Annotated in this window: 15 protein-coding genes; 2 read left to right on the top strand and 13 right to left on the bottom strand. The window is 37.1% G+C overall.

Annotation, left to right across the window (positions count from 1 at the left end):
- Positions 1 to 2 precede the first annotated feature (2 nt).
- From HRT55_RS02460 to HRT55_RS02445, 4 genes are all read right to left on the bottom strand, one after another.
- Positions 3 to 2,150 (bottom strand): transporter substrate-binding domain-containing protein, encoded by a 2,148-nt coding sequence (locus HRT55_RS02460; RefSeq protein WP_291618543.1) that lies wholly within the window; start codon positions 2,148 to 2,150, stop codon positions 3 to 5.
- A 187-nt stretch (positions 2,151 to 2,337) separates the two neighbouring features.
- On the bottom strand, positions 2,338 to 4,008 hold the full coding sequence (gene glnS, locus HRT55_RS02455; protein WP_291618541.1) for a glutamine--tRNA ligase: 1,671 nt from the start codon (positions 4,006 to 4,008) through the stop codon (positions 2,338 to 2,340).
- Positions 4,009 to 4,307: 299 nt separating this feature from the next.
- Positions 4,308 to 5,939 (bottom strand): methyl-accepting chemotaxis protein, encoded by a 1,632-nt coding sequence (locus HRT55_RS02450; protein ID WP_291618540.1) that lies wholly within the window; start codon positions 5,937 to 5,939, stop codon positions 4,308 to 4,310.
- 493 nt (positions 5,940 to 6,432) lie between these two features.
- On the bottom strand, positions 6,433 to 7,719 hold the full coding sequence (locus HRT55_RS02445; RefSeq protein ID WP_291618539.1) for an HD domain-containing phosphohydrolase: 1,287 nt from the start codon (positions 7,717 to 7,719) through the stop codon (positions 6,433 to 6,435).
- 189 nt (positions 7,720 to 7,908) lie between these two features.
- Here HRT55_RS02445 and HRT55_RS02440 point away from each other — a divergent pair, with 189 nt between their 5' ends.
- Positions 7,909 to 9,336: a sigma-54 dependent transcriptional regulator gene (locus tag HRT55_RS02440; protein WP_291618538.1), complete on the top strand. Its 1,428-nt coding sequence runs from the start codon at positions 7,909 to 7,911 to the stop codon at positions 9,334 to 9,336.
- A gap of 71 nt (positions 9,337 to 9,407) precedes the next feature.
- Here HRT55_RS02440 and HRT55_RS02435 read toward each other — a convergent pair whose 3' ends face one another.
- The 7 genes from HRT55_RS02435 to HRT55_RS02405 all read right to left on the bottom strand — a co-directional run bounded on the left by HRT55_RS02435 (position 9,408) and on the right by HRT55_RS02405 (position 19,692).
- A complete protein-coding gene (locus HRT55_RS02435) occupies positions 9,408 to 11,510 on the bottom strand; it encodes a hypothetical protein (protein WP_291618537.1) in 2,103 nt (700 codons plus the stop codon).
- Between the two features lie 60 nt (positions 11,511 to 11,570).
- Positions 11,571 to 13,088, bottom strand: a complete 1,518-nt coding sequence (locus HRT55_RS02430) for an MBOAT family protein (protein ID WP_291618536.1) — start codon at positions 13,086 to 13,088, stop codon at positions 11,571 to 11,573.
- A gap of 59 nt (positions 13,089 to 13,147) precedes the next feature.
- Positions 13,148 to 14,377: a tetratricopeptide repeat protein gene (locus tag HRT55_RS02425; protein WP_291618535.1), complete on the bottom strand. Its 1,230-nt coding sequence runs from the start codon at positions 14,375 to 14,377 to the stop codon at positions 13,148 to 13,150.
- Positions 14,370 to 15,749, bottom strand: coding sequence for a hypothetical protein (locus tag HRT55_RS02420; protein ID WP_291618534.1), 1,380 nt, complete (start codon positions 15,747 to 15,749; stop codon positions 14,370 to 14,372). The genes HRT55_RS02425 and HRT55_RS02420 overlap by 8 nt, the downstream gene beginning before the upstream one ends.
- Positions 15,746 to 17,338, bottom strand: coding sequence for a glycosyltransferase (locus HRT55_RS02415; RefSeq protein ID WP_291618532.1), 1,593 nt, complete (start codon positions 17,336 to 17,338; stop codon positions 15,746 to 15,748). The genes HRT55_RS02420 and HRT55_RS02415 overlap by 4 nt, the downstream gene beginning before the upstream one ends.
- Positions 17,325 to 18,971: a PilZ domain-containing protein gene (locus HRT55_RS02410; protein ID WP_291618530.1), complete on the bottom strand. Its 1,647-nt coding sequence runs from the start codon at positions 18,969 to 18,971 to the stop codon at positions 17,325 to 17,327. The genes HRT55_RS02415 and HRT55_RS02410 overlap by 14 nt, the downstream gene beginning before the upstream one ends.
- Before the next feature lie 214 nt (positions 18,972 to 19,185).
- Positions 19,186 to 19,692, bottom strand: coding sequence for a hypothetical protein (locus tag HRT55_RS02405; RefSeq protein ID WP_291618528.1), 507 nt, complete (start codon positions 19,690 to 19,692; stop codon positions 19,186 to 19,188).
- A gap of 365 nt (positions 19,693 to 20,057) precedes the next feature.
- On the opposite strand from HRT55_RS02405, the gene HRT55_RS02400 reads away from it, so the two are divergent.
- Positions 20,058 to 21,524 carry a nucleotide sugar dehydrogenase gene (locus HRT55_RS02400; protein ID WP_291618526.1) on the top strand — a complete coding sequence of 489 codons (1,467 nt, stop codon included), beginning with the start codon at positions 20,058 to 20,060 and terminating at the stop codon, positions 21,522 to 21,524.
- A 145-nt stretch (positions 21,525 to 21,669) separates the two neighbouring features.
- On the opposite strand, the gene HRT55_RS02395 is transcribed toward HRT55_RS02400, so the two are convergent.
- Entirely contained in the window at positions 21,670 to 23,466 is a 1,797-nt protein-coding gene (locus HRT55_RS02395; RefSeq protein ID WP_291618524.1) for an ATP-binding protein, read from the bottom strand.
- Positions 23,467 to 23,518: 52 nt separating this feature from the next.
- The gene (locus HRT55_RS02390; protein WP_291618522.1) at positions 23,519 to 24,748 is read right to left on the bottom strand and encodes an ABC transporter substrate-binding protein; all 1,230 of its coding nucleotides are present in this window, start codon (positions 24,746 to 24,748) and stop codon (positions 23,519 to 23,521) included.
- Positions 24,749 to 25,193: the final 445 nt, after the last annotated feature.

Below are 25,193 nucleotides of genomic sequence, written 5' to 3'. Positions count from 1 at the left end.
CACTAGCCAGAAATACGAATATAGCTTAAATAACGTTGGTGAATATCACGCACGTAATTTACCGGCTCTCGGCCTCTAACATAGCCATACCGCGCCTTTTGATAATACTGACGGCGCTGCAGTAGTAACATGGCTTTTTCGACATTGTTAAACCAACGATCACTTCTTAAACCTAGCTGCCTTGCTAAGCGCTGTGCATCTTTCACGTGACCATAACCGGCATTATAAGAGGCTAAGGAGAAAAACATTTGCTCCTGTACTGGCAAATCCTTAGAGAATCGGTCCCGTGTCCAGTCTAGATACTGTACCCCTGAAGCAATGGCTTGCTCTGGATCTTTTAAATCTACCACACCAAGCTCTGCGGCTGTGCGAGGCAGCATTTGCATTAAGCCAAAAGCGCCTGTGGCATTACTGGCTAGTGGGTCAAAGCGACTTTCTTGATACATTTGCGAGACAATCAGACGCCAATCAAAATTATAGGGTTGTACATAAGTGCGGACAATATCGTCATAGGGTGACAAGGTTGAACCCGAAACTAAACGGTGCTTTTTATGACTTATCCGTGATTTCTCATTGTAGAAATATTTATTTTTAACAACATTATAAAAAGTACCGCGGTAGTACTTTCTAATAAACTCATTTAAGTAAGCGAGTAATTGCGGATTACCTTGCCTAACCAAATAGGCATAAGGCACATCTTCTTTAAACGTTAATGGGGTAATAATTTCCGTACGAAAGCTACTCTCAATAGCGATTAAATTACTATCAGCAATGGTTAAATCAATTTCTTTATCCGCCACCTGACTAATTAATATCTCGGTGGCAATATCTTCTTTGGCTATGACGATATTAGCGCCAAAATCCTTCGCTAACATTTGTGCCGTTGTCCAAAAACTACTGCTCTGCCTAATGGTAATAGTACGACCTTTAAGGTCGGCTAGTTCGTTGATAGGAAGACTATCTTGGTGAGCAACTAATTGTTCTTTTACCCGGTTATAACGAAGACTGGTCGCTAACTTTGCTTTAGCTATTTGTTTTGTTCGTTCTTTAGTTCGAGACAGGCCTGCGGCAATTATATCGCCTTTACCCTCGGCTAATAATGTCAGCATTTCTGCGTAGCTATCAGCAACAACAATAACTAACTTCACCTTGTTGATATCAGCAAACTTGCGCATCAATTCATATTCAAAACCGAGTAACTCGCCACGCCATAAAAAATAAGTTTCCGGGCTATTTCGCGTGATAACCCGCAGCGGAAGTTTATCTTTTCTTAACTGTTTAAAGTCAATTTTACGTTCTGGCTCAACCACCTGCATAACATGGTGCACCGAAATGAACTCATTAAGCTCATGGAGGAAATTATCATTACCTTTATTAACCGCCCAAGCAAGGTTGATTGCTTTAGGTAAAGTAAATACGCTTTGAATATCATCACGATATTGTTTTAATGTTTCGAAAGCAAAACCATCAATAATGGTATATTTCGCGGAGCCATCAGTAATGGTGTCAGCCATTTCTTGTGAACTAACTCGCTCTTCAATAATATTAACCTGCCAATGGGGAAACTGTTTACTAACACTGTCGATATAGGCTGAGCCGACCGGTAACGAAATAGTGATATCGTCTTGGCTATTAAAAGTATGTTTACCCGCTTTAGCAATAACGACTTCTCTATCACGCAGCAATGGATAGGAAAAACTCACTTTTTCTAGGCGGTTTACAGTTATGGTTAAATGCCTTGGAATAATATCAACGTCAAAAGCCAATAGCTTGCTAAACATGTTGGCTAAGTTACTGACTCGCAGCCAGTTAATTTTTAAGCCGCGCTCATCGGCAAAGCTTTGTAATAAGGTAGAGTGATAAGCACTGGTCGAGCCTGCACGAGGTAATGCTGACTCTAACTGCCAATCAAGTTTTACCGCATTAATGTAGCCTGAGGCTTTTATTTCAGCCCATGTTCTCCCGGTAGTTCTTTTCTCAACAATTTTTTTAGCCGCCAACCACAACTCAGCTTTGTTAACGTTCGAGCTATCCTGCTTACTTAGCGCAGCCTTAGCACTTTCTTCTGCTGAAGGCGGCTCTTGACAGCCGGCTAAGGTAAATAGCAATAAAACACTGGCTATTACTATGGCAACTAACTGTTTATTCATTAAATATACCTAGTTAATGGATTACATTTTATTATATAAGGTTAACAGATTTAACAAAAAAAAAGCCAGTAGTAAGTTTAAATAACTTACTCCTGGCTTCATTCATAAAAGGCACAGTTCTTTATGGCTAAACTAAGTACAGCGTACAGCTCAGAAAATACTGCACCTAAACTTACTGAGTTATAGACTATTTACTAACTTTAGCCCAAGTATCTCGCAAACCAACCGTACGGTTAAAGATTAATGCGCCAGACTCTTTAATGTCATTATCTAGACAGAAATACCCTTGTCGTTCAAACTGGTAAGCACTTTCCGCTTTAGCATCGGCTAATGAAGGCTCAACTTTTACGCCGGTGATCTCAACTAAAGACTCAGGATTAATCACCTTATGGAAGTCATCTTCTGCAGCAGGGTTTGGCACAGTAAATAATCTGTCATATAAGCGTACTGTTGCGTCCAGTGATTTATCGGCATCAACCCAGTGAATAACACCTTTAGGTTTAGTACCATCCGTTGGGTTTTTACCTAAAGTATCTTCATTGTAAGTACAGTAAACCGTAGTGACATTACCTTGTTCATCTTTATCACAGCGTGTAGCAGTAACAACATAGGCGCCGCGTAAACGAACAGCTTTATCAATAACTAAACGTTTATATTTCTTGTTGGCTTCTTCTCTAAAGTCTTCCGCTTCGATATAAAGCTCTTTAGAAAATGGCACAATACGTGTGCCGTGCGCTTCATCACTTGGGTGATTCTTAACAACAAGATCTTCATGTTTATCTTCCGGATAGTTCTCAATCACTAATTTAATAGGATCTAAAACAGCCATAGCACGTGGCGCATTATCGTTTAAATCTTCACGGATACATGCTTCTAGCACGCTCATCTCAATGGTGTTTTCCATTTTAGTAACACCGATGCGCTTAGTGAACTCTCGTATTGATGCAGGGGTATAACCACGGCGACGAAACCCTGCAATAGTAGGCATACGTGGATCGTCCCAGCTATCAACTAAATTTTCTTCGACTAAAGTATTCAACTTACGCTTGCTCATCAAAGTGTATTCAAGGTTTAAGCGAGAAAACTCGTATTGATGTGGCGTAGACGGTACAGATACGTTTTCAATAACCCAGTCGTATAAACGGCGGTTATCTTGGAACTCTAACGTACAAATAGAATGGGTAATGCCTTCTATCGCGTCCGATAAACAGTGAGTAAAGTCATACATAGGGTAAATGCACCACTTATCTCCCGTTTGATGATGATGAACAAAACGTACACGGTAAATAATAGGGTCGCGCATACACATAAAGCTTGAACTCATGTCTATTTTCGCACGCAAGGCACAAACGCCCTCTTCAAATTCGCCATTTTTCATCTTAGCAAATAAGGCTAAATTTTCTTCGATAGAGGTATCACGGTAAGGACTATTTTTACCCGGCTTATTCAAAGTGCCACGATATTCACGCGTTTCTTCCGCATTTAACAAACAAACATAGGCTAAGCCTTTTTCAATCAGTTCAACGGCAAAGTCATGTAACTGGTCAAAGTAATTCGAGGAATAACGAACCTCCCCTGCCCACTCAAAACCTAACCACTGCACATCTTTTTGAATAGCATGTACGTAATCAATATCTTCTTTTTCAGGGTTGGTATCATCAAAACGTAAATTACATTTACCATTATAATCTTGGGCAATACCAAAACTCAAACAAATAGCCTTTGCATGACCAATATGTAGAAAGCCGTTTGGCTCAGGTGGAAAACGTGTTTGCACACTGGTGTGTTTACCACTATCCAAATCGGCATCAATGATATTACGAATAAAATTTGTTGGGCGGTTTTCGGCATCCGACATGAAAATAAACCTCTGAAAATAACCTAAAACAAACGGATTAGCTTATCAATCCGCTTGTTATAAAGCTTGGTATAAAGTGCGTTTTTAGCACAAAGATAGCCGCATTATAGCAAGTGTTTACGGGGGAGAATAGCGTTAGATAAGAGTATATTGCCGATTAAATTACAGCCAATATTTCATATTTTGATATTACTTCGAGAAATTATCAATGTTAGGTGTATAGATAATGTTCAGTATCTATTATGAAGGCACTCCATCGCCTTAGCTCACATGTAAGCCTGAGATGTAAAGGTTAAAAACTAAACCTTGAAACTAGCAACTAATTCATTTAACTCTGTAGCAAAGATAGCTAAATTTTCACTCGCCTGTGCCGTATGGGCTGCGCTATCGGTTGTTTGCTCTGTCATATCATTAATTTGATGAATGATTTCTTTAACTTGCTCCGTTGTTGCATGTTGCTCTTCTGTTGCCGTACTTATAACATTATTTAAGTCAGTAACTTCTAACATTGCTTTTTGCATATTACTAACTAAACCGCCTGCTTGCTGCGCTAAAGCAACACTAGATTGCGCCTGCTTCTGACACTGAGCCATGTTATGCACCGCTTCTTCAATACCTTGCTGTAACAACTCAATGACGGATGTAATATTACCAGTAGAGTCTTGAGTACGGCTTGCTAATGTTCTCACCTCATCTGCAACAACTGCAAAACCTCTACCTTGCTCACCGGCTCTGGCTGCTTCAATGGCGGCATTTAAAGCTAGTAGGTTGGTTTGTTCGGCGATTGCTTGAATGGTCGATACAATTTCCCCAATATTTTTACTGGCATTTTTAAGTTCCATTATTTGGCTAGCAGAGTGTTCAACCCTACCACTAAGATCATTAACTGAAGCTATGTTTTCGTTTAAAATACTGACACAATCATTTGTTTCTGCCGTAGCAGCATGTGTTGCTTCAAGCGTTGTGTGAGTATTTTCTGCGACCTCTTTGATAGCGACAACCATTTCATTAGCAGCAATGTCAGCTACTTTGACATTATCACTTTGTATTTTCATTCCTTGATTGATTTGCTCAGTAACTGCAGATAACTCTTCAGCTTGTGCAGCTAAACTACCCGATGAATTTGAGATATTAATTAAGACATGCCTAAAGTCAGTAATCATTTTATTGAAAGCTCGAGCAATATCACCCAACTCATCACTACCTTGAGCTTTTAACTCTATAGTTAAGTCGTTGTTGGAATTTACTTTAACCATCAACTCCCTCATTTTATGTAAAGGTTTATAGATATTTGCACTTATTTGATGAGATAACCAAGTAGCCAAGAGTAAAAATAGTCCGGCGGTTAAAAGCAGTGTTTCGGCATTCTGCCAAAAAATTTCATCAACATCATCTAAATATATCCCCGTCCCTATTACCCAGCCCCATGGCTGAAATAACTTCACATATGATGCTTTATCAACAGGCTTTGCAACGCCCTTTTTATACCATTGATAATCTACTCCCCCTTGCCCTTGTGCATTAATTACTCGCATCATTTCAACAAATACATACACACCATTAGGATCACTAATATTCTCAATATTTTGCCCTACTAGAGTTTTTTTAGGATGCGATAACATTATGTAATTAATGCTATTAACCCAGAAATACTCCTCTTTATTGTAATGCATACTGCTTAGTGCCGATAATGCATGTTGCTTAGCTTCTTTTTCGGTGAAATTACCTTGTTCAAACTGCGAATAAAAATACCTAACTGTATCCGTTGCAACTTCAGTTAAATGTTGAGTTTGTAAATGCCGGTCTTCTAGCAAATTAAACTTTAATGTTTGTATCGATACAAGAATAACCGCAATTAAACTTATTGATGTTAAAACCGTTAACAGTAACAATTTATACTTAACCGTTAGCTTAGCTAAAAGTGACTTCATTAATTCTCTCTTGTTCCGCTTATTAATTCTTTAGGAATGATTATTGATACGAAAAATTAAATTTACCTTTTCGAATGTGAAAGCTCCATGACAGCGCTGTCATGGAGCCTTCACAAATTTACCATGCAAAGTCATAACTTGAAAGATTCTCATTTAGATTAAGGGTGTGTAAATTTACTGAAAATATAGGAAAACGTAAACTCAAAGAAACACTTAGGGATAGGTAATTATAATATCGGAACAATCTGTGGTATTAAGCACTTGATATACTTAATAAACTAGATAGTAGCTAAGTTTACACTGCTGATAAAAAAGTCAACGAACTGGCATTAAACTTTTTTAATAATTGAAAAAGTAATAGCCTTGCTACGGAAAAATGTACTGTTACATTAATCTGGTTGTTTGCAATACAACGACAAAAGGAAATTTATAACGCTGGAAAGTTGCCTATATCAATAGAATAACGACTAGCTTATAAAGCTAGTCGTATAAATTAACGCGCATAAATAAGAAAATATTCACCTTGCTCTTTTTCAATTTTAATTAGTTTATCAATATGATGCTGTTCTATCTCTGTGCCTTTAGTTAACATAGGGTTCTTATCTATATTGACAATATCTCTGGTTAGCACCATGCCCTCTCGTAAATCGCTACTATTTAATAAGTAATCTACTTGGCCTTCAGTTGAGTTTGGATATTCATCAAGTATGGTTAAATAGTGATTGACTAAACTCGAATCAAACATGGTCTTAGCTAATTCTTTAATATGATGTTTAGCCAGTGCAGTCGACGTTTTAGCTTGTGACTGCCGACCATTCACTAAATTATCATACATTGAAACAATGGCAATAATACGCGAGCCTAGGGGAATCTCTTCTGCGCTTAAATGGTCAGGTGCGGTACTACCGTTATAGTTTGCCGGAATATGCTTGATGATTTCAGCAACAAATGACAGTTCATCGACTTTATTAAGTAGATCAAAACTTTTTTGATAAAAGCCACTGTAAAGACTTTTTTCATGTTGCGACATGGTCTCAATTGGTTTTGTCAGTAAGTTTTGTTTAAGTGCTAATTTACCCGTTTCATACAACAAGCCGGCAATATAAATTTGAAACGTGGTGAGTTTATCGCAAGTTTGACGTTCGGCGATTAACCTAGCATGGGCGGCAACACGAAAATTATGACGAGTAACATCCTGATTATGCAAACAAATTGTTTCTGCATAAATATCAATAAAGGTTGAGAAAGTCTTTTTAAGCCGAACAAAACCATTGGCTTCCCGGGCAGAGATCAGCTGCAATTTTTTTTGGCTTTTATTGGTTTCTAATTCAAGTGAGCTGTTAATAAGAGACAATTCAGCATTTTTAGCCAAATTTATTTTTAATAATTGCTTAGTTTTTCTTTCATTAAGGTACAGCTGATAAGCACTGGTTAGCTCAGCAATTAGTTCCCCATTATCCCATGGCTTTGAAAAATAATGACAGATTTTCCCTTCATTTACCGCTGTCACCGTTAAGTTAATATCGGCATGACCCGTTAACAAGAAACGTTTACAGTGCGGATTAATGTCAATGATTTTCCCTAAAAAGGTTGCCCCATCCATTACTGGCATTCTCATATCAGTGAGGATCAGCGGAATATTAGGATTATCTTGGTAAAAGCCAATGGCTTCATTAGCATCTGAAAACAAATACAATTGAAAATGTTTACGTAACACTCTATTTAGCGCGTTAAGTACTTCCTTTTCATCATCAAGTATTAGTAATGAAGGCTTGTCCATTTATTCTTCCCTAGCAAGCCCACATTGTTTCCAAGTAGGTCACTTATTTATAACGGCTTTAATAAAAAGCTTTATTAATGATCACAATAGTTTAACTATGTTAAAAAAAGACGCAAATTGCAAATAACGTCTGTTAAATTGCAAATTTATCCTATTATTAATAGATACATATACTCAAATTGGCATGCGATGATGGAAAATCAAGACAATAGTTCATCTTTACCGGTATTACTGCTTGTTGATGATGATAACAATATATTACAAGCATTGAAAAGAGCCTTACATAACACTCAGGCTACTGTCATTGACTTTAACTCGCCACATGCAGCACTAGAGTATTGCCAAGTAAATCAGCCTGATGTCGTTATTTCAGATCAACACATGCCCGAAATGAGTGGCTGCGAGCTATTAGAGAAAATAAAAAACCGCTGGCCCAACTCGCAACGTATTATTTTATCCGCCTACCAAGACTTTGATCTTGTCTCCGCCGCTTTTAGTTCTGGCGTAGTTGAAAAATACATTTGTAAACCTTGGATAAATAAAGAACTAAAATTTGTGGTCGACAAGGCGCTTAGTAGAAAAGTGAATGTTACTGTTATTCCTAGTGATGAAGACAACATACCACTGACAGGGTTAATTAACTTTCACGGTATGGTGGCTGAAGATGAAACCATGCATGAACTGTTTGACAGTATTAGACACGCTTCAAGCACTAATGCGCCCATTTTTATTACCGGAGAAACCGGTACGGGGAAAGAGTTGGTAGCCAAAGCTTGTCACCTTGAAAGTTACCATAAAGACCAACCTTTTATTGCGGTAAATTGTGCCAATTTCAGTGAGTATTTAATGGAGTCTCAACTCTTTGGACACACTAAAGGAGCATTCACTGGCGCAGTTTCCAATCAAGAAGGCTTATTTTCTGCCGCCAAGCAAGGCAGCTTGTTTTTGGATGAAATAACGACTTTATCAAAGCCACTGCAAGCAAAACTGCTACGTGTTGTACAAGAGCGAGAGTTTTCCCCTTTAGGCACAAACGAGTTGTTAAAATTTCATGCGCAAATTATTTCGGCCTCGTCAAATTCTATTGGTAAGTCAGTAATAAATGGAGACTTTAGAGAGGACTTATATTACCGACTAAACGTTATTACTATGGCTTTACCTCCCTTAAGAGAGCGAGGTGGAGACCTTGTCCATATCGCAAGCTTCTTTTTAAAAAAGTACAATAAAGTTGAGCATAAACATTTTAAAAAGTTTTCTCGTAATGCTATTCAAATTATCTGCTCTTATGATTGGCCGGGAAATATACGCCAATTAGAAAATGTCATCCATGGCATGGTGATCCTAAATAGCGGTGACCAAATAACATCAGAAATGATCATAAAATCTTTATCCACTACGGTAAGGAGCTATAATGCCAACCAACCGACTTTCGCCATAGAAAATACTAATTTTCACAATAATAAAGCTAGCCAAATCGATGATATCCAGCCACTTTGGCAAGTTGAAAAGCATGCCATTGAAGCGGCAATATTACATTGTCAGGGCAATATCCCCAAAGCTGCGGCTTTATTAGAAGTGAGTCCTTCAACCATTTATAGAAAAAAACTCAGTTGGTAATTATTGCCAATAAGCTAATGATGCCATGAGTTACACACTTTATGTTAAATAGTGCTTTTTTGGGTTTGGGTTTAGCTTTTGTTTATAGCCTTTATTAAAAACAATGGATTGTTAGTTAAAAAGTCATCAATACTTCTCCATGCCCACTTTCTCTTAACCTCACAACTAAACTCAGACTCTTTGCTATTTGCTTGATACGAACAAATGGACAAAGTAAATTGTAAGTTAAAGCTATTTTGTGCTTTGCCCAAGAAAGCGTAAGCCAAATGTTTATTACTTGATACCGAGCCGGGTAATTTGCCACTAAAAAGCGACGTTAGTCTTGGCGTGGCATAAGCATGCCAACCTGCACCGAGTGACCAACGAGGGTTCAACGGGCCTTTACCATCCATGTCCCTAGGCAAAATACTGCCAAAGTCGAGCAAATAGTCGATGGTATGAGAAAGCCCTCTTTGTTGTTGAGCGGTTAATGGGTACTGTAAAAAGCTTAAGCCCAACAAACTTAAACCTGCATGATTTAGGTCTTCATACCTGAGTTTATTACCAATAACTGGCCTTTGCTTCGGCCTATGTATAGAGACTTTATCTACCTCCTGCCAACCTAGGTAATAATGAGGTGGCCAATAACGCCACAATGCTCGACTATTGGCTTCATCAGTAAAGTGCCAGCTTGCTATAAACTGCTTTACCATTGCTAAAGATCTTTGCTGATAAATACTATTTCTTTTGTTTTCTCCGACATATTGTAATAAATTAGCCCAAGTTAACTGCCAATTCCAAGGGGCGAATAATCCATCATAACGAAAGTTGCTGCCATAAGGGATCCGGTACAAGCCTTGGCTTTGAACAAATAAATATTCAAACGATGACACCAAACAACTAGCATTATCCTCAATTTCAGTTTTAAGGTCCTCTGAGCAATGCTGTTTTAATTTCTTGCAGCTATAGATCAAACTATTGGCAATCATCGCCTGATTTATCATAAAGGAAATGGGCGTAGTGCCATCAATAGAATATATTCTAGAAGCCCAAGCACATTTAGGGTTGTGAGCTTGAAAGATGCCCTGTTTATCATTTTGTTGTCTTAGCGTGGCAGCCATGGCTTGGGTGGCTATGCGTGCAAAAATAGGATGATTAGTTTTCTCGTAGAGTTCGGCTAATGTTAGCGTCCTATATGATTGACTCCAGCTTTGTTTACCCGCTTCATCAGAAGCCTTTGACATTGCCTCTCCTAAATACTGACTAAATACCCCTGAAATAGCATGATATATTTGTCTACTTTGTACTCCTCCTGATACTGATAATACAGGTATTGTCACGGTATTATTTTTTCTGCCTTTGGTCTTATACTTTTGTTTTGTTTTGTTTTCACCTTTGTCTTTAAAACCAAAAAACTCATCAAACTGACTCGCTTTGGTCGTGATTAATTGATGAGTAGTTAAATCCAGGAACTGGATATCACTGCCTTGACTTACTTGGCAATAACTTTGAATAAAAACGCCAGCAGAAACGACTTTTGTTGACAGCACATCACAACCATCAACTTTGCCTAAGTATTGCTGGCTGTCGATTGAATTTTTGCTGCTATTTAACTGATAACGAATAAAGCTTGTTTGCTGTAAATCTTCATCATAACTAGAGATAATCATCTCAGTGCCCTTAAAAGCAAGAATTTTTATTTTGCTTAACCTGGGCCATGTTAAAAGTAGTTTGTTATTAAAAATTAGTTTTACTTTGACTTTAGGACCTTTAGCTGTGCGGATATAGACAAAATTTCCATGTTTATCAAAACGAAAGCTAGTTACTCTAGAGACATCATCTAAAGCAAAACCATCGACCAGTTTTTCTTTGTTATAAGTGATGGTCGAACGATATGCACCTTCTTGCCAATAATTTATCAACAAATTCTCGCCTTTCTTTGCAACGCTAATTAGGCCTTTTTTTTGCAAGGCGTTCACTGTCATTAATTGCGTAGAGGTGTCATAGGTAAAACCATTTTTTAAATTAGTAATCGACCAGTGTTCTTTTACGGGTTTGCTTGCGATGTGTGGAAGCGAATTAACTGAAGTATTTACATTAGTTGAGTCATTTGCATAACAATAGTGACTAAAGAAGGCACTAACTGCCCAGAATAAAGATAATATTAATTTACTGTTTTCTTTATAAGCTCTCATAACAACCTCTATTAACGTTGTAAACACATTCAGGCTATACCTATTAGCTAATCCTCGATTTTAAAAATTAAAATAGATAAACTCGGTTATATTGTTCGCTTGATAAAGAAAAAATAAACTAATTGATGCCATTACACCGATCACCATGGACCAGCTCATTGATGGGCGCCACAGTAAATATGATTTGACCACCCCAGATATGCCTGTTGTTTTTGCTAGGATACTTTTTACTTTTAAAACAGGACGATAATGACGAGTTAACTCAATGGAATTAGGTAAAATTAGTACGGTAAATGCTAAGCCAATAATTTTTAGCCATAACATAGCTGTATCATTTACAACTCCTGCCCAAACTCCGGCATTATAAAACTGCGTTTGTCCCAACATGCCGGTAATAATTAATAAGGCGTCACTAAAGTTTTCAGCTCTAAAGAAAACCCAAGCAAAAATAACCGCCAGCAACGTTATTAAATGACTGGTGAATTGAATAACTGGCGCTGGAATATATTCAGAAAACAGCGTGTTTTTTGTTAACGTTGACCAACCATGGTTGACCGCTAAATATAAACCATGTAAAAAACCCCAGAAAACAAAAGTCCAACTGGCTCCATGCCATAGACCGCCCAATAACATGGTGAGCATTAATGCCATATATTGACGTACTTTGCCATAACGACTACCACCCAAAGGAATATACAAATAATCTCGTAAAAAAGCAGATAGAGTCATATGCCAACGACGCCAAAAATCGACTATGTTTTTAGCCTGATACGGAGAATTGAAGTTGATGGGTAAAGTTATAGAAAACATACGTGCTAGACCTAAAGCCATGTCACAATAGCCCGAAAAATCAAAATAAATCTGGAAGGTATAAGCAAACACCCCTAGCCAAGCTGCTTCTGCTGGCACCGAATGTCCTAAATTCGCTAAATTAAAAACGTCATTCGCAAAGGGCGCCATAGAGTCAGCTAAAACAATTTTTTTAAATAAGCCAATGGCAAATAAAGTTGAGCCTATCGCTAAATTCATAAACAGCGGTTTTCTAAACACCGTTAAGGTAAATTGCGGAATAGTATGCTTTTGCAAGACTATGGGTCCTGCAATCAGTTGCGGAAAAAAAACAACAAATAAACAATACCTAGCAAAGCTACACGCTCTTATTCTTTGATGATAAGTATCAAATAAAAAAGAAATTTGTTGAAAAGTAAAAAAGGATATAGCTAAAGGTAAAATGACATGTAATAACGGCACTTCAACACCAAGAATGGTATTAAAGTTTGCAATAAGAAAGTCAGCATATTTAAAATAGGCAAGCGTTGCTAGATTGATTACCGTACCGATAGTTAAGAATAAACGGCTCTGCTTTTTCAATATAAGCTTGTGAATAGAAAAATTAACTATAACTGAGCTAATGAGCAATATTAAGTAATAAACACTCCACCAAGCGTAGAATAGTAGCGAGGCAATGATTAACCACCAGATAATAGCTTTTTCCAGCGCTAAATAACGTAAAATAAAAAACACCAACAAGGTTGGCACTAAAAAAAAATAGATAAACTCTATAGAGCTAAACACCATAATAGACCACCTCTACTCATGTTAATAACAGCCGTTATATATCTAACGGCAATGACTAACTAATCCCGTAAATTTATTCTTTTATCCTGCATATTTTTTATTTTACGTTGTTTTTTTAAAAATTTATTTAGTAACCTTTTCGAGCCAGAATCACCTCTATTCGCACCTTTAGTTACTAAAGCTATAGCTTTATCGAGATCTTTTTCAATAAGATTCCCTTCAAAATAAATAACCGACAATTCCTTGAATGCGCCAGTGTGTCCTGCTTTTACACCTTTTTCAAACCAAAAAACAGCACCTTTTTTATTAAAACCATATAGCTGTTTTAAGTGCATTCGCCCTAATGCTGTTGCCGCACCGCCATGACCTTTATCCGCTGCTTTTTTAAATAATGCCAGCCCTTCTATTTGATGTTTTTCATCATCAATAAAGAGTAAATATTGTGCCAAATCATGCATTGAACCGGCATCACCAAGTTCACTGCCCAATCTAAACCACTTTATCGTCTTGTCTTGACGCTCTTTTCCTATGATGCCTTTAACTAGCCTTGTGCCGCGATATAAGCGCCCTAGAGACTTGGCAGCACTTGCCTTACCACCATTTGCCTCTCTAGTTAATTGCATAATAGCGTTATCCACTAATGCTTGAGCATATTCAGAGTCAGGGGGAAAAGTAGATTGGCCTAAGGCTATAAGTCGAGCATGTTTTAACGCTGCAATGGCAATCCCAGCTTGGTTAGCGATTTCATAGTAGAAGATTGCTTGAGCAACATTTTTCTCAACACCTAAGCCCTTTTCAAAGTGAATACCTAAGGACAATGACGCTTTAAGGTAATTCCATTTTAATGCCTTTCTAAACCAGTCAACCGCGATAGTATTGCAATTAGGGCCGGATGATTTTTGAAAAAGTCGACCTAGCAAATAGGCACTTTCCCCTCGGTAACTAAAATCATAAATAATGGCATTGAGTAAATAACTGCGAGCTTTTTCCAAGTTAGGCGGCACTCCCCAGCCCTTTTCATAAGCTTTTGCTAAATAAAACATAGCTTCGGGATAACCTTGTAAAGCAAACTGCTCAAAAACTTCTGCTGACTCTAAGAGCTTTCCTTGCTTTTGCAGTGCTTTAGCTTGATCTAGCTGTTCTTTAATTTCACTGATGATTGGCGCACTTTTGCCTTTATCTTGAATATGCTTTTGGTAGGTGAAATGTATCGAAAATATAATGATGATGATTAATAAAATCATTATTACCAATGAGTACCTTTGTAACACCCGCTTGTTTTTATTCATGACGTTTATGCCAAATTCGACATGCGCTTCCTTCTCGCATGACAATACCCGTACTTGCTAACTCTCTTAAAGTCTCTTGTGGAGTGATTGGACAAGTAATTTGCGATCGCCTTTTATAGGCCATTTTTTTGGACTCGGCTGAAGAGGAAATAAATTGTATTAACTCCCCAATAATCATCTTGGCAACTTTATAGTTAAAATGATAAGCGTCATTAAAGTTGTCAAGGTTTCGAGTCAGGGCTGAATCAAAATCAAAATCAATTACCGGTGCTAATTTTGCCAGATCCAGTCTTAATTTCTGGTTCGCTTTTGCGTAACCATAATTGGTAATTTGCTGTTGCATTTCAGCAATAGTTGGCGGGATAAAAAAGATCAGTTTGACATCATGACTATTTGCCCAGTCAGCAATACTAACTAGACCCTGCCAGTATTGCTGCGAAAAATTAAACGATTGCCAATCTGATTGAGCATTTTTGGCTATTTGTTTGGCAAATGTCTTAGGGAGCTGGCGGTTAAGTATGATCGGAGGCCATAACTCTGTCCACAGACCTAAACCCAACGCATGTTTTGGCAGCATTATTTTTTGTATTGGTGCAGGCTGAGAAGCAATCAACTTAGGCAAAATACAACTGGTGCAGTTTCTTGGGTCAAGTAATTTTTCTAAAGTTTTTTCTGTTTTTATTGAAACGTCATTGGCATGTGCTGTAGAAATTAAATTAACATTCACCTTGGTAACTAAGTCTTTTAACCACATAACTTCACTTTCATAGCGTTGTTCAATTTGCCGCCAACTTATTTCAGTAACAAAACCATTAGCGTAATAACTTACCGGTTCATTAATCAACTTAATCGCCTCAGGCACTCTATTTAAGCCTTTTTTGAACAGTGGTGAAAAACTACGCAACTGAATACCGATAATGAGAGTGTTAATTTTAGGTGATGTTTTAATAAAGCTAACGGTATCTATCACTTCATGAAGGGTTGCACCACCATAAGCAAAGTTATAAGCATCACTCATTTTTAGTTGATGCCAGTATTTATCTTTCAGCGCTAGTGCTCTACTATCCCCTAAAATCAGGGTCTTCGCTTGCTCCTTTGGATAATTACTTATTTTCCATAAGGGATAGTGCGCTTTCAAACTAATTTTTTCTTTTTTCATCTGCAAATTAAATACACGATTAACGTTATAGGGGTCAACGACGAAATTAAATAAAACAGGTGTTAAGCCTACTAAAAATGAAGTTAATATGATGAAGCAATACACTAGCCCCTTATAACCTATAGCAATAGAGTGAGCTAGATACTTTCTTCGCGCTAGTACAGTAAGCGCCCGACATTTTGATACATATAATACGATTGGATATTTTTTCATAATAATTCGCCAAAAATATGATCAAGCATTTCAAATGACGGTATTTGGATAATATTGGCAAACTGCAATGTCACTACAAATAATAAGATAACGGCAACCGCAGTACACCAATTTGCCATAGTATTTCTTGCTAGCTCTAATAAATAGCTGCCATCAATTTCTGACTTTTGATCACCTCGATTCGACCACCTTTGTTTTGATAATCTAAAAATACAATAAACTTTTACTGCTGCATTAATTAATTGATTAAAATATAAAATGCATGGATAGCTTAATTGAATTTTTCTAGAGTATTGAAATAAAAATAACGATAAAAACATTCTGCTGATAGCAATAAAAATGACATAAGCACAGAGGTACGCTAAACCATGATAAATAGAAGCACATATAGCAAGTACAGGGCTAACAAGCATGGTCCACATCGACAATTTTTGATCGATTAAGCACCACCAAATAAAAAATGGCATCTTGTTAGGGCCTAATGAAGTTGCCCTAGAGCCATTCCTCAACATATTGCCAGACCAGCGTCTAAAATTTTGTACCATACGCTCTAAGCCTGCTCCCTCTATAACTTCAACCGTATAACCCAGTGCATCTGGAACATATAACATGTGAGAATTATGTTTGAGCATATAATACCAAGTACTTTTATCATCTCCTGATAAGAAGCGAAAATCCCCCCAAAGCCAATGTCTTAAGTGGTCAGCTTCTAATAAACGGATAAACTCTAGCTCTAATAAGTTTTTAGCTCGAAACACTGACATTCTGCCGGTTAACGTTAATACTCGTCCAGACAAAGAGTGCGACTGCATTGCTAATCGGCGTTGAGAAAAGCGCATTTTCAACCAGGTTTCTATCCAACGAGGCCCAATACAAATAACCTCTTCATCTGTAGTACAGGCTTGTAGCTCTGGAAATAATTTAAATAAAGGCATACAACGACTTATAGCACCTTCAGATAAAATAAAATCGCCATCCATAAAAACAACAAGATCATCTTTATCAATAGGTAAACGAGACATAGCCCGTAAAACTAACCCTATTGCTGCTCTTTTCCCCGATACATTTTGGCGAATAATCCTCAAGGTAACATCAATATCTTTTGCTTCTCTTCTTAACATATCAGCGACAATATCTTCATCAAAACGTATGGAAGAGCCCAACCAAATAGTACCTGGTACGGTAGATTGTTTAATTTCTAATAAAATGGACCTAACAACTTTTTCAGTGATATCTTTATGTTCGTTATAAGTCGTCATCATGAAATGCATGTGTCTCGGACGCCAACCTTGCTGCCAAATTTCTTGCCCTTGCTTTCTAAATTTGGGGTAAACAATTTTGCCATAAATCATTGCTCGTACCGCATGGGTAAACCACCAGCCATATCGCCAAAGACCTAAAGTACCAATAATCAAGGTAATTTCCTTAACCTCTGCATCCCAAATACTGTTAGGCAAGATTAAAATGGCCAGTAAGCAACATGCAAAATATAAACAGATGTTAAAGAGGTGCTTGGGTGTCCACTTTGAAAAGCCTTTTGGCCAAACAGCCGGGTCATCAACATGGGGTAGCTCATCATATCGATTCATAAGCAGCTCTTGATTTTTTATCTATAGCCGTGCTTTTATTTGGCTGTGGTTTTGATTTATTAAAACTCATTATTTTAGAGATAAAACTACTGGCACTGCGTCGATTAAAAATCACCACCGCCGGTAGCCCTGCTGATAACATGTCACTAAACTCCTGACCTGACAGCACCTCTAATGTAACTAAGGCTGTTTTGGCATCTTTATTTTTCCAGGTATAGCGAGAGGTCTTATAGTTTATATAAGCTGAGCTGCGGTCAATTTTAGATATAATTGCATCAAAGTGTTGATTTAAGGCAGGTACATAAACATTGGCGAGATCATGGAGACCAACTTGCAGCACATCATCTTGATTTAAGTAGGCCGTGACTGTGATTACACCTATTTCTTCAAAAACCAAAATCGGTTCATTTTTTGGCACCGTTGTTTCTGCTGAATGGTAAATATTGACAATTTTTCCTGTGTAGGGTGCTCTGACAATTTGGGTATTTTGCTTTGCGGTTAGCGCAAGTAAAAGCTGCTTTTCCGTTTTCAAGCGTGAATACAGGGTTTGTAGCTCTATGGCACTAATATCTAAATCGGTTGAAAACTCCTTGTGATTATAATGGCGTCTTGCTGATACCGACTCCATGGCAATAGCTTGAGAAAGTTTAACTTCAAGCTCTTGTAATTTATATGATAATTTACTTTGTCTAACTTTAGCCTCATCTAGCTGTTTAGCACTTGCCAAATCACTTTTACTGAGTTTAAACACCCTTAGTAAGTTTTCATCGGCAAAGTTCAGTTCCTGTTTTTTCGAAGCAAGTTGCGCTTGTAATATCTGCGTATCGGTTTTACTGACTATTTGGTACAGCTTAATACGTTCATTTTCAATACGATATTTTTCTTTAAACTCATACAATTCACTTTCTGTATTTTTTATTTTTCCCGATAAATTCAAAATTTTTGTTGCTAAGGTGATATTTTCAATACGGAAAATGGCAGCCCCTTTTTCTAGCTCTAAACCAACCTGATAATTAACGGATTTTAATACGCCATCTAGGGGCATATTTATAGTTTGGATCCTTGAGGAAACAACTGAATGTGGAGCTTCTAAGGTAAAATAACTGGCATAAAATATCACGCCAATATAAATGAAGACGAACAAGCCTAAACACAGATAAAAGACACTCATCAATATTGTCTTGATTGGCCACCGGCTCAGCGGTATTTGATCTTTTGGATTCGGCGTTGGCGCCGTTGATATAGGTGTTACAGGTACGTCAATACGGCAAATAGTGTCGTTAATTGTCGCCATTTTACCGCGCACTAAATCATCAACAAAATGATTCATTAAATCAAATGAGCGCTCAGACAACTCAATAAACTCAACAAAAAGCCTCTGGCCATCATCGACCACTCTAACTACTCTGGCATTGACATCAAAAGATATTTGAAACCCCTGAAAAGGTAATTCAACTTGCAGCGATACTTTTTCATTAGCTTTTACGGTTTGACCTTGATAGTCGTCTAAACAAAGCCCACTTAAACTCCAATCTTTCGCTTGTGAAAAAGGCTGTTGGTTAACACTAACGTACAATGGAGCAGACACTCTATGATGGCGACGTTGACAAGGTTTCTCTCTGGTTATTCTCATAACTAACGCCTCCATAACCAACAAGCCTTCTTTCTACAATGCAACTGCCATACCAAGATAACAATCAATATAAATCAGCCAGTTACATTATGCCTTTATTTGTATTTTGCAAAACAACTCCTGTTTTGCAAAATACAAATAAAGCCATATTTAGTGAATTTAACCTTAAAAACTGTAATAGGTTAAAGTAAAATCAGTTGTTAAAAATAAGATTTTAATAGGAAGTTTTTAGCAATATATAATGCAAAGCTGAAAATATACTGCAAGTTCGAATACCCAGAAGTTTGACCTCATTTTCAACAATGCCGTGAGTATTTTTTATAGCAATAATAGGCTTTCCTTGCTTAATAAACTCTTGAGCAAGGTGTAATGAGCGACCGCCGCCGCCAATGATAATTGCAGCACTACTGACTAAAGTAACTTGTTGGTGTTTTGCTATCATGGAGGGAATGTAGATATAGCTGTCTATATAAGCTGGTTTTTTATCAATACCTTTGTCAATAACGGCTAATGTTTTAGCACCAAATATTTTTGCCGACCAAAAGGCATAACTAAAAGTACCTTTGATATTACCAGCTGTAACGTTGTAACCTTTGATAGCTAATAACGCGCCGATAGTTAAAGCAATCAGCTTATTCTTAAAAGGCACTTCTTTTGCAAAACCAATTATCGCAATTCCATTTATAGCTAAACTCTTATGTTTTCTTGGGTATCTAGTCATCACTTTCAGCCATATATGCTAATTAGCATTAACAATAGCAAAGCAACGAATAGGCCAGAAATACATAGCTGCTAAAAATCAAATAGCAAATAGTAAATAGTAAATACACTTTATATCATCAACTATTTGAATATATTACTAATAACTGGTTCTATTTTTAAATTGCAAAGCAACTTGAAAATCAAAGTGATATTTATATGTTTATTGTGATTTACACTCTATTCATTAAACAAGAACAACTATGTAACCACTTGTATTTTATAATGATAAAATATTTTAGTGACTGGAATTGTAAAGATGGAATAAATACTGCTTTCAAGATAATAAGGTACACATGGTGTGCTTAAAAAAATCGAGGATGAATTATGTTTGATCCAAAACTAGATGTTTCTATTAGTGAAGATGACTATAGCTTTGAAAGTTATACCACTGAATATCAACCACCTCAAGAAAGTGATTACTCAACACCGTACACCAGCTTTACCCCACCAATAACAACTAATAATAAACTCATTAGTAAAACTGAAAGCTTAAAAATTAGCATTATTGGCTTAGGTTATGTTGGCTCTGTCTCATGTGCGTGCTTTACCTCTCTGGGTCACCAAGTTATCGGTGTTGATCCTGAACTATCAAAAGTAAATGCCATAAATGAAGGCCACTCCCCCATTGTAGAACCACAATTAGAAGAGCTACTTACTGAAGCTCATAAAAGCGGAAAATTAAAAGCTACCGCTGATATTGAGCAAGCAATCCATATTTCTGATATTACCTTAGTTTCTGTGGGAACACCGAGCAAAAAAGATGGTGGCTGTGATCTCTCCTATTTAAAAGCAGCATCTGAGCAAATAGGTCACGCTTTGGCTAAAAAGACCAGTTACCATGTCGTTATTTTTAGAAGTACTGTACCACCAACAACAACTAATAAAATTTTAATTCCGTTACTCGAAGCCTCCGCTAATAAAATATGCGGCAAAGACTTTGGTGTTTGTTTTAACCCTGAGTTTTTACGAGAAAGTACCGCCATTGATGACTTCTATCATCCACCTAAAACAGTTTTAGGCTCTTATGACAACAAAAGTATTGAGTTTGCCAAAAGATTATATAAAGGCGTTGAAGGAGATATCATACACACTTCAATAGAGGCGGCAGAATTTGTTAAATATATTGATAATACTTGGCATGCACTTAAGGTCTCTTTTGGCAATGAGGTTGGCCGTATCTGTAAAGCGCTTGAGGTAGATAGCCATGAGGTTATGGATATATTTCTGCAAGATACAAAGCTAAATATCTCCCCTTATTACTTAAAACCAGGTTTCGCTTTTGGTGGTTCATGTTTACCCAAAGATACACGTGGCATAGTTAGTATGGCAAAAGAACTTAACGTAAATATCCCTATTATTGAACATATTAACCAATCCAACCATTTCCATATAGCCCATACCATGAATATGATTGAGCAGTTACCGGTATCAAAAGTTGCCATTGTCGGTTTAACATTTAAAGCCGATACCGACGACTTGAGAGAAAGCCCAAGTCTTGAGTTATTAAAACAATTACTCAAAAAAGGTTACCAAGTACAATTTTATGATCCCTGTATAGCTAGTGATATCCCGCTTGATATGGATCCTGAAATTAATAGACAACTTAATGCAGCCAGGTGTAACTCTCTATCTCGCTTAACTAAAATTAATGACGCTTTTGTTATTACCCATAAAAAAAGCTACAGCGAAAAAATTATAAATAACTGCTCAAAAGACCAACATATTATCGATGTCGTTCACTTAACCAGTACGGTTAGACAAAGTGAAAATTATCATGGTTTATGTTGGTAAATTACGCATTGTTTACCTGATGGTTTATAGCTGACGAGCCAACTAACTTTAAACTTAGTTGGCTTTTTTATTTAATTTTATTACGGGAATATTATGAATAAGCAAAACAGCTGAAATTTCATCTGCTGATCCTTTGCTCTTCTGATTATTTGATTGGTAGAGACACAGTGAAACAACTACCCTTACCAAATTCGGATTTAACGGTAATTTTCCCTTCGTGCTCTTCAATTATTTGATGACTAATAGACAGGCCTAAACCAGTGCCCTCGCCTATCGGTTTACTAGTATAGAAAGGAGTGAAAATTTGTGTTAGATTTTCAGCCTCAATTCCGCTGCCAGTATCTTCAATTTGAATAACAATATTGCTACCTTCAATAAAGCTTCTAATATAAATATCGCCTTTATCTGTTATAGCTTGCCCAGCATTTATCAATAAATTCATAAACACTTGATTCAGCTTCCCCGGAAAGCCATGTATATGCCGTAACGGCTGTAAATCAACATGGACATTACAACAATACTTTAACTCATTGTGAACCATGCTTAAGGTAGCCTTTAATCCTTCATTGATATCAATAAGTGCTTTATCAGGTTGATCAACACGTGCAAATGTTTTCAAGCTTTTCACTATTTCGGTAACGCGGTCAGCGCCTAAAATACTACTTTTAATCAACGGTATTGAGTCTTTAAACAGAAATTCAAGCTCATATTTTTTTGCTAATTTTTTGTGATTTTCTTTGTCTGTATCACTAACTAGGGTTTCGGTAAATTCATGATAATGTTTCTCAACATCAGAAAAATAATCCTCTAACACTTCTAAATTACTGCGGATAAAACCAATCGGGTTGTTTATTTCATGGGCGACTCCTGCAGCGAGCACACCAATACTGGCCATTTTCTCAGACTGCACCAATTGAGATTCACTCTGCTTTAACTCTTCAATGGTATTGGAAAGCTTTTCATAACTTTGTTTTAACGCTTGCTCACGCTTTGCTACTTTTTCACTCATATGGTTGAATTGCTTAAATAAAGCGGAAAATTCTTTAAACCTTAAATCTTCTTGCAAAGCTTGTGGTTCATTACCCATTTCAAGGCTTGAGGTTAATTGAGAAAGTGCAAGAATTGGTTTAACGAAATAACGGTAGCCATAGAAATATGCCAGCAAGGTTGTGAATACGATGGCAAGAATAATAAGGCTTACCAACTGGATTACTAATTTTGATAAGGCATCATTTCTATAGGCCTCATCAATGGTAAAGTCAAAACTAACTCCAGCATTCTGCCACGCGATGACTTGCTTAGTACCTAGGGATTTTTTACCAAAGGTCGCAAGGGTTTGTCCCTCTTTAACCACTTCAATCATTAAACCATCGAGCACCTCAACATCCACTTGACGGGCATTTATCTCTGCTAAGGGAATATTGGTTAGCAGTACGCCTTCGACCAGCTGGTTATATATAATGGGAACCGCTATACACCAATAGAATTGTCCTTGAATACTGAGGACTTGAATTGAGCTCTCTATTTCCGCAGCTAAGAGACGTTTTATCCATGGGAAATTTTGGTATTTAATAGCAGATGACGATGTGGAGTGTAAGATACTGCCTTCAAAATCCAGTAAAGTCTCATCATACTTTTTACCTAATAAAGATAAGCCAGCCATGTAATCTTGTATCTTGCCAAGGTTACTTTGTGGCTGCATTAAAGCTTGTACAAAAGTTGCTGCTGCCCCTTGCTCTTTCAATAAAATAGAGTGATGTTTAATAAATACTCGATAGTTATTGCTTAAAGTATTAATTTCTCTACTGGCAATTTTTTCGTATTCCGTATTCACTGACTCAACTACATGGTAAACCACTAAGCTGGTAATTATTACCGCTAACGCTAAGCAACTAATAAAGACAAAGCGTGCTAAAGCAAAAGATACTGTGGTTTTAGTCATTCATATCACTCAGTTTATTCAATAATGTTACTCTTACTAAAATAATTACTTTCTATTTAAGTAAAATCACTTCATTGCTTTTGTTAAATTTACCCATGGAGTAATCTGCGATAGTTAGCGCTTCATGAGCATCAGGGTTGTCTTTACTATAAGGAGTAAATGGCCTTTGATAGTTTTTTAACAACCCTTGCACTGGTTGTTCTAAACTCTCTAAAGCTTGGTGAATAAGCTGACTATCTTTGTTTTTATTACCTGTTAATTTAACTTGCTTGATAGCAGCAATCATAATTTTTGTTAAATCATAGGCGTGAATAAAGCCTGTTTGCGCATTTATATCACGTTTGTCTTTGATGTCATTATTTGACTCAATGGCCAAGGCTAACACACGTAGAGCAAAGGTTGATAAATCATCATTGAGAAATGAAAAATTGGTTTGAATAAATTGCAGATCTACTCTTTCACGCTGAGCTGCTGAAACTTTTTCGGTGAAGTCTCCGCCAGTTATGCCCCAGTGACTTCGAATAGGTAAACGAATGTCTTGTGGTAATTCAACCATGGCTTGGGTAAAAGTAGCGCCTTCTGCCGAATTCCCGACAAAAAAGATAACATCGGCACCGCTAGCTTTAATATCTCGCAGTAATACTTTGGCATGGTTTTTCCCTGCCCCCCAGTTAAACCATGACAAACCTACTGGTTTAACTCCTGCTTCTTTTAGTGCTTGTGTCATTGTTTTCTGATTTGAACGACCCCAACCGGTATCCTCTAATAATAGGTAAGGTTTAGTAAAGCCTTGTTCCAGCGCTTTTTGGCTAATAAAACTACCGGCATTACTATCATCAATGGATAAACGAAATATCCAGTTTTGAGTTGAAGAGCTACGGGTTATTGGTCCTGCGGCTGCCCAGGGATCGAGCAACAGAATTTTATTTTCATTTATAAAGGCTTTGTTAGCTAATAAGGGTGGTGAGTGCAAACCTGAGAATACTACTAATGCTCGTTCATCCGCTAAAAAGCTCTCTAAATTTCGTTTACTTCTTAATGAGTTAGCTCGGTGATCTTTAGTAACCACTTCAAATATAGTACCCTGAAGTTGATAATCAACTTCAGCCAACGCAGTATTGATACCTTGCTGTATAGCTAAGCTAGATGCTGTCGCGCCGCTAAAGTCAGCATCAAGGTAAATACTGTATTTTTGCTGTGCATAAACATTGGAAGGGAAAGTGGTGATAAAAATGAGGCAGGTACAAATTAAGAATCCAAAAACATATTTCATAAAAAACATAAACTATCCTTTTATTAATTAATGACATACTTGTCTTATTCATTATAGTTAAGTTATTACTTTAGCAGATTAATAACACTATTTTTTGAAATATACTTTTCTAAATAGACGAATAACACCGTCGGATGTTACTTCCCTGCCCTTTTAGCAAGTTTGGTTAAGCTAATGAGCTGTTGCTAGACTGAAAATAGCTGGCTTGCTAGGTGTAATGGCAAGGATTACAACTTTATCGAAAAATGTATTACTGCTTATATTGAGTTTGAATACGAATAATGTAAATGAAAAAATAGATCAAGAATGGATTTGCTGAATAAAAGTTATATTCACCTTTTCAGAAAGAGAAATAGATTAGTGATAATTAAGAAAATAAAATGGTACCCGGAGCCGGACTTGAACCGGCACGCTTTTCGGCGAGGGATTTTAAATCCCTTGTGTCTACCAATTC

Source organism: Colwellia sp. (assembly GCF_013214175.1).
Taxonomy (GTDB): domain Bacteria; phylum Pseudomonadota; class Gammaproteobacteria; order Enterobacterales; family Alteromonadaceae; genus Colwellia.
This window is presented reverse-complemented; position numbering and strand designations above follow the sequence as displayed.

What these genes read in the sequence shown, in the direction of transcription:
- glnS (WP_291618541.1), bottom strand. Translation starts at nt 4,008, where the DNA reads ATGTCGGATGCCGAAAACCGCCCAACAAATTTTATTCGTAATATCATT.
- HRT55_RS02405 (WP_291618528.1), bottom strand. Translation starts at nt 19,692, where the DNA reads ATGACTAGATACCCAAGAAAACATAAGAGTTTAGCTATAAATGGAATT.
- HRT55_RS02430 (WP_291618536.1), bottom strand. Translation starts at nt 13,088, where the DNA reads ATGGTGTTTAGCTCTATAGAGTTTATCTATTTTTTTTTAGTGCCAACC.
- HRT55_RS02420 (WP_291618534.1), bottom strand. Translation starts at nt 15,749, where the DNA reads ATGAAAAAATATCCAATCGTATTATATGTATCAAAATGTCGGGCGCTT.
- HRT55_RS02440 (WP_291618538.1), top strand. Translation starts at nt 7,909, where the DNA reads ATGATGGAAAATCAAGACAATAGTTCATCTTTACCGGTATTACTGCTT.
- HRT55_RS02435 (WP_291618537.1), bottom strand. Translation starts at nt 11,510, where the DNA reads ATGAGAGCTTATAAAGAAAACAGTAAATTAATATTATCTTTATTCTGG.
- HRT55_RS02415 (WP_291618532.1), bottom strand. Translation starts at nt 17,338, where the DNA reads ATGAATCGATATGATGAGCTACCCCATGTTGATGACCCGGCTGTTTGG.
- HRT55_RS02425 (WP_291618535.1), bottom strand. Translation starts at nt 14,377, where the DNA reads ATGAATAAAAACAAGCGGGTGTTACAAAGGTACTCATTGGTAATAATG.
- HRT55_RS02460 (WP_291618543.1), bottom strand. Translation starts at nt 2,150, where the DNA reads ATGAATAAACAGTTAGTTGCCATAGTAATAGCCAGTGTTTTATTGCTA.
- HRT55_RS02450 (WP_291618540.1), bottom strand. Translation starts at nt 5,939, where the DNA reads ATGAAGTCACTTTTAGCTAAGCTAACGGTTAAGTATAAATTGTTACTG.
- HRT55_RS02395 (WP_291618524.1), bottom strand. Translation starts at nt 23,466, where the DNA reads ATGACTAAAACCACAGTATCTTTTGCTTTAGCACGCTTTGTCTTTATT.
- HRT55_RS02390 (WP_291618522.1), bottom strand. Translation starts at nt 24,748, where the DNA reads ATGTTTTTTATGAAATATGTTTTTGGATTCTTAATTTGTACCTGCCTC.
- HRT55_RS02445 (WP_291618539.1), bottom strand. Translation starts at nt 7,719, where the DNA reads ATGGACAAGCCTTCATTACTAATACTTGATGATGAAAAGGAAGTACTT.
- HRT55_RS02410 (WP_291618530.1), bottom strand. Translation starts at nt 18,971, where the DNA reads ATGAGAATAACCAGAGAGAAACCTTGTCAACGTCGCCATCATAGAGTG.
- HRT55_RS02400 (WP_291618526.1), top strand. Translation starts at nt 20,058, where the DNA reads ATGTTTGATCCAAAACTAGATGTTTCTATTAGTGAAGATGACTATAGC.